Origin of the sequence: Streptomyces niphimycinicus, from assembly GCF_018883605.1 — a bacterium.
Classification (GTDB): Bacteria; Actinomycetota; Actinomycetes; order Streptomycetales; family Streptomycetaceae; genus Streptomyces; species Streptomyces niphimycinicus.
Genome location: NZ_JAHLEM010000629.1, coordinates 1 through 5121, shown reverse-complemented (window position 1 = coordinate 5121; position 5121 = coordinate 1). Strand labels below are relative to the sequence as shown.

Sequence of the window (5121 nt, the reverse complement as noted above, 5' to 3'; positions counted from 1 at the left end):
GCGGCGGGCAAGGTGGTCAACCGCATCCAGGTCGACAAGGAGACCGAGCACTTCGCCAAGCTGGCGCTGGAGCGGATGCTGGCGCTGCCGTAGGCAGCGTTGTTCGGCGACGATGGGGGCGGGGCGCACGATCGTGGCGCCTGCGGCGGGCTGCTTTCCCCTCCCCGCCCCTTCCCACAACTGGGGCTCCGCCCCAGCCCCCGGGGGTTCAGGGGGCGAAGCCCCGGTCCGGGGCCTGGGGCAGAGCCTCGGTCGGGGATCTGAGGCGGAGCACCAGTTTCAGGGTCTGCGGCGGAGCCCCGGTCCGGAGCCTGGGGCAGAACCCCGGACCGGAGTCTGGGGCAGAACCCCGGACCGGAGTCTGGGGCAGAGCCCCAGTCCGGGATCTGAGGCAGCGCCCCGGGTTTCGGGGTCTGGGGCGGAGCCCCGGACCGGGGTCTGGGGCGGAGCCCCCGTCCGGAGTCTGAGGCAGAGCCCCAGCCCGGGGCCCGGGGCAGAACCCCCGTCCGGGGGCTGGGGCGGAGCCCCGGACCGGAGTCTGGGGCAGAGCCCCAGTCCGGGATCTGCGGCAGCGCCCCGGGTTTCGGGGTCGGGGGCGGAGCCCCCGTCCGGAGTCTGAGGCAGAGCCCCAGCCCGGGGCCCGGGGCAGAACCCCCGTCCGGGGGCTGGGGCGGAGCCCCGGACCGGAGTCTGGGGCAGCACCCCGGACCGGGATCTGAGGCAGCACCCCGGACCGGGGCCTGGGGCAGCACCCCAGCCCGGGATCCGAGGCAGCACCCCGGACCGGGATCCGAGGCAGAGCCCCGGGTTTCGGGGTCTGGGGCGGAGCCCCCGTCCGGAGTCTGAGGCAGAACCCCAGCCCAGGGCCCGGGGCAGAACCCCCGTCCGGGGGCTGGGGCGGAGCCCCGGACCGGAGTCTGGGGCAGCACCCCGGACCGGGATCTGAGGCAGCACCCCGGACCGGGGCCTGGGGCAGCACCCCAGCCCGGGATCCGAGGCAGCACCCCGGACCGGGATCCGAGGCAGAGCCCCGGGTTTCGGGGTCTGGGGCGGAGCCCCCGTCCGGAGTCTGAGGCAGAACCCCAGCCCAGGGCCCGGGGCAGAACCCCCGTCCGGGGGCTGGGGCGGAGCCCCAGTTTCGGGAAGGGGCGGGGAGGGGAAAGGCCCGCCGGACACCCGCTACGCGCCCGCGCGGACCAGCCCCGTCTCGTAGGCGATCACCACGAGCTGGGCGCGATCGCGGGCGCCCAGCTTGGCCATCGCACGGTTGACATGCGTCTTGACCGTGAGCGGGCTGACCTCCAGCCGGGCGGCGATCTCGTCGTTGGACAGCCCGCCCCCGACCTGGACCAGGACCTCGCGCTCGCGGACGGTGAGGGCGTCCAGCCGGGAGGCGTCATAGGCGCTCTCGCCGTTCCCGTCGCCCTGGGCCAGGAAGCGGGCGATCAGCCCCTTGGTCGCGACCGGGGACAGCAGTGCCTCGCCCGCGGCCGCGATGCGGATCGCCGCGAGCAGCTCATCGGGTTCGGCGCCCTTGCCGAGGAAGCCGCTGGCCCCCGCCCGCAGCGAGTCCACCACGTACTCGTCGACCTCGAAGGTCGTCAGCATGACCACCCGGACGTCCGCGAGCTGCGGATCCTCGGTGATCATGCGGGTCGCGGCCAGCCCGTCCGTACCGGGCATCCGGATGTCCATCAGGACGACATCGGCGCCCCGGGCCCGGGCGATCTCCACCGCCTGCGCGCCGTCGGACGCCTCCCCCACCACCTCCATGTCCGCCTCGGAGTCCACCAGGACGCGGAACGCGCTGCGCAGCAGCGCCTGATCGTCCGCGAGCAGTACCTTGATCGTCATCAGTCCCCTCCCCTACGCGGCTGAAGAGGAAGTCTCACCCGCACCCGGAAACCGCCCTCGGGCAGGGGTGCCGCCTCGCAACTGCCGCTCAGCGCGGTCACCCGCTCACGCATGCCCAGCAGGCCGTGTCCGCCGCCGCCGGTCTCCTCCCCGGGCGCCGGGGGCTCCCCCTCCGGCCCCTCGGGCCGCGTCCCCGCCCCGTCGTCCTCGACCGTGACCTCCAGGGCGCTCCCGGCGGCGCCCCCGACGCGGGCGATGCGGATCTCGGCGGTGGCCCCGGGCCCGGCGTGCTTGTGCACATTGGTCAGCGCCTCCTGGACGACCCGGTACGCCGTGAGGTCCACCGAGCCCGGCAGCGGGCCCAGCGCCTCGGGCGGCGCCGCCCGGACCCGGACCCGCATCCCGGCCCGTACGAAGCCGTCCACGAGCTGGTCCAGGACGGCGAGGCCGGGGGCCGGTTCGGTGGGGGCGGCGGGGTCGCCGTACTGCCGCAGCAGGCCGACCGTGGCGCGCAGCTCCTCCAGTGCCGAGCGGCTCGCCTGCCGTACGTGGGCGAGCGCCTCCTTGGCCTGGTCGGGGCGGTTGTCCATGACATGGGAGGCGACCCCGGCCTGGACATTGACCAGCGCGATGTGATGCGCCACGACATCGTGCAGCTCACGGGCGATCCGCAGCCGCTCCTCGGCCACCCGGCGGCGCGCCTCCTCCTCCCGGGTGCGCTCGGCGCGCACCGCCCGCTCCTCGATGGCGGCGATATAGGCGCGCCGGCTGCGCACCGCGTCGCCGGTGGCCGCGGCCAGCCCGGCCCAGGCGAACAGGCCCCAGTTCTCCTGCGAGTACCAGGGGTTGAGCGCGAAGAGCATCCCGGCCCCGGTGAGCAGCACGGCCGTGGCGGCGCCGAGCCGCCAGGTGGTGGGCCGGTCGGTGCGGGTGGCGGCGGTGTAGAGCGCCACCACGACCCCGAACACGATGGAGGTGCGCGGCGGGCCCTCGTCATTGGTGACGATCTCGACGAGGGTGAGGGCGACGGTGAAGGCGAGCACCCCGCGGGGCAGATCGCGGCGGAACACCAGCGAGGCGGCGACGAGCACGGCCAGCAGTACGAAGAAGGGGCCCAGCGGCTGGTGGCGCATGCGCGGACTGGCCACGGCGCCGATCAGGATCAGCGCGAGGACCCCGATCGCCACCAGGGTGTCCAGGGCGCGGGGGTGGGCACACAGCCAGCGGTGCGAACGGGCCAGACCCGGGCCGACGGCGAGGGGAGTCACGGAATCCAACGGTAGGGGCCGCCGCGGGCCGCCCGGGCTCGATGGGCGGCCCGTGCCCGGCCGGTGAGGGGAGGCAGGACCTGTGTTGGAGTGTGGTCCGGGGGTGCGCCGCACTAGCCCGGAATGAGGCCGTCGTCCTTGAGCATCGCCTTGACTTCCTCGAGGGTCGCGCCGGCCGCGGGGAGGATCAGCTCGGACGGCTGGAGCGCGTCGTCGGGCAGGGGCTCACCGGCCGAGCGCACCGCGTCCAGCAGCGCGCCCAGGGTCTTCCGGAAGCCCTCGTGATCGCCGCCCTCGATCTTGGCGAGCAGCTCGTCGTCCAGCCTGTTCAGTCCGGGCAGATGGCTTTCGGCCACCCGCACCTGGCCCTCCCCCATGATCCGTACGATCATGACGACCTCCTTGGAGACCTCGCCCAGGCGGGGCGCGGGCTACTGCTTGTCGAACTTGTGCGGGGTCTGGGACTGCTGGCCCTGGTCCGTCTTGCCGCCCTCGATCGCCTGCTGCGGGCTGCCGCCGGCCAGCTCGGCCTTCATCCGCTGGAGCTCCAGCTCCACGTCCGTACCGCCGGAGATCCGGTCGAGCTCGGCCGCGATGTCGTCCTTGGCCATACCGGACTGGTCGTCCAGGGCGCCGGAGGCCAGCAGCTCGTCGATCGCGCCCGCGCGGGCCTGGAGCTGCGCCGTCTTGTCCTCGGCACGCTGGATCGCCATGCCGACGTCGCCCATCTCCTCGGAGATGCCGGAGAACGCCTCGCCGATCCGGGTCTGCGCCTGGGCCGCGGTGTAGGTGGCCTTGATGGTCTCCTTACGCGTACGGAAGGCGTCGACCTTGGCCTGGAGCCGCTGGGCGGCCAGGGTCAGCTTCTCCTCCTCGCCCTGGAGCGTCTGGTGCTGCGTCTCCAGGTCGGTGACCTGCTGCTGAAGCGCGGCGCGACGGGAGAGCGCCTCACGGGCCAGGTCCTCCCGGCCGAGCGCGAGCGCCTTGCGCCCCTGGTCCTCCAGCTTGGTGGACTGTCCCTGCAACTGGTTGAGCTGGAGCTCGAGGCGCTTGCGCGAGGTCGCCACGTCGGCAACGCCGCGCCGCACCTTCTGGAGCAGCTCAAGCTGTTTCTGGTACGAGTAGTCAAGGGTCTCGCGCGGGTCCTCGGCCCGGTCCAGGGCCTTGTTGGCCTTCGCGCGGAAGATCATCCCCATACGCTTCATGACACCGCTCATGGGCCTCGCGCGCCCCCTTCTGACGGACGTGTGACTCCGGCACTCCAACAGACCCAGCCTACGGGCCCTGCTTCCATTACCGCACTGTTCGAGCCCGCTCGCGCTCCTCCTCCAGGACGATCAGGCAGCCGGGGCCTCCGGCGCAAGGAGGAGTGTGTCCCCTGTGTCCCGATACGGCGGGACTCCGTTGCCTGATCGTTCCCCCTGAGGCTGGGGCGCACACTCCGCAGCCCGTACCCTTGGCCCTGTGTTCCGAAGCCGTTCCAAGGATGAGCAGGCCGCAACCACCAAGGTGACCGCGGACCAGCCGCAGCAGACCCGTGACCCGCAGGCGCCCAAGGGCCGCCCCACTCCCAAGCGGAGCGAGGCCCAGTCGCAGCGCCGCAGCCTGGCGAAGACGCCGGCCAACCGTAAGGACGCCGCCAAGCGTGCCCGGGAGGCCCGCCGCGCCGATCTGGCCAAGCAGCGCGAGGCGCTGGCCGGGGGCGACGAGCGGTATCTGCCGGCCCGCGACAAGGGTCCGGTGCGGCGCTTCGCCCGCGACTTCGTGGACTCGCGGTTCTCCGTCGCCGAGTACTTCCTGCCGCTCGCGGTGGTCATCCTGGTCCTGAGCATGATCCAGGCCGGGGCCATGCAGAGCTATGTGCTGCTGCTGTGGATGGTGGTCATCGTCCTGATCGTGATCAACTCCATCTTCTTCGGCTTCCAGCTCAAGCGGCAGCTCCGCCGGCGCTTCCCCGACGAGAATCTGCGCGGCGCGGTGGCGTACGCCCTGATGCGCA

At 73.2% G+C, this 5121-nt stretch carries 5 protein-coding genes; 1 reads left to right on the top strand and 4 read right to left on the bottom strand.

Annotated features, from left to right (window positions below; genetic code table 11):
* Window positions 1–1179: 1179 nt before the first annotated feature.
* From KN815_RS38305 to KN815_RS38290, 4 genes are all read right to left on the bottom strand, one after another.
* Complete coding sequence (locus KN815_RS38305; protein ID WP_216346427.1) at window positions 1180–1854, bottom strand: response regulator transcription factor; 675 nt, start codon at window positions 1852–1854, stop codon at window positions 1180–1182.
* Window positions 1854–3131: a sensor histidine kinase gene (locus tag KN815_RS38300; RefSeq protein ID WP_216346426.1), complete on the bottom strand. Its 1278-nt coding sequence runs from the start codon at window positions 3129–3131 to the stop codon at window positions 1854–1856. The genes KN815_RS38305 and KN815_RS38300 overlap by 1 nt, the downstream gene beginning before the upstream one ends.
* Before the next feature lie 104 nt (window positions 3132–3235).
* Window positions 3236–3514: a PspA-associated protein PspAA gene (pspAA, locus tag KN815_RS38295; RefSeq protein WP_216346425.1), complete on the bottom strand. Its 279-nt coding sequence runs from the start codon at window positions 3512–3514 to the stop codon at window positions 3236–3238.
* Window positions 3515–3553: 39 nt separating this feature from the next.
* Window positions 3554–4327, bottom strand: coding sequence for a PspA/IM30 family protein (locus KN815_RS38290; RefSeq protein ID WP_216346424.1), 774 nt, complete (start codon window positions 4325–4327; stop codon window positions 3554–3556).
* 259 nt (window positions 4328–4586) lie between these two features.
* On the opposite strand from KN815_RS38290, the gene KN815_RS38285 reads away from it, so the two are divergent.
* Window positions 4587–5121, top strand: a 535-nt coding sequence (locus tag KN815_RS38285) for a DUF3043 domain-containing protein (RefSeq protein WP_216346423.1), incomplete at its 3' end; no start/stop codon positions are given.

Coding starts and splice junctions, on each gene's coding strand:
- KN815_RS38305 (WP_216346427.1), bottom strand. CDS start 1,854: ATGACGATCAAGGTACTGCTCGCGGACGATCAGGCGCTGCTGCGCAGC.
- pspAA (WP_216346425.1), bottom strand. CDS start 3,514: ATGATCGTACGGATCATGGGGGAGGGCCAGGTGCGGGTGGCCGAAAGC.
- KN815_RS38290 (WP_216346424.1), bottom strand. CDS start 4,327: ATGAAGCGTATGGGGATGATCTTCCGCGCGAAGGCCAACAAGGCCCTG.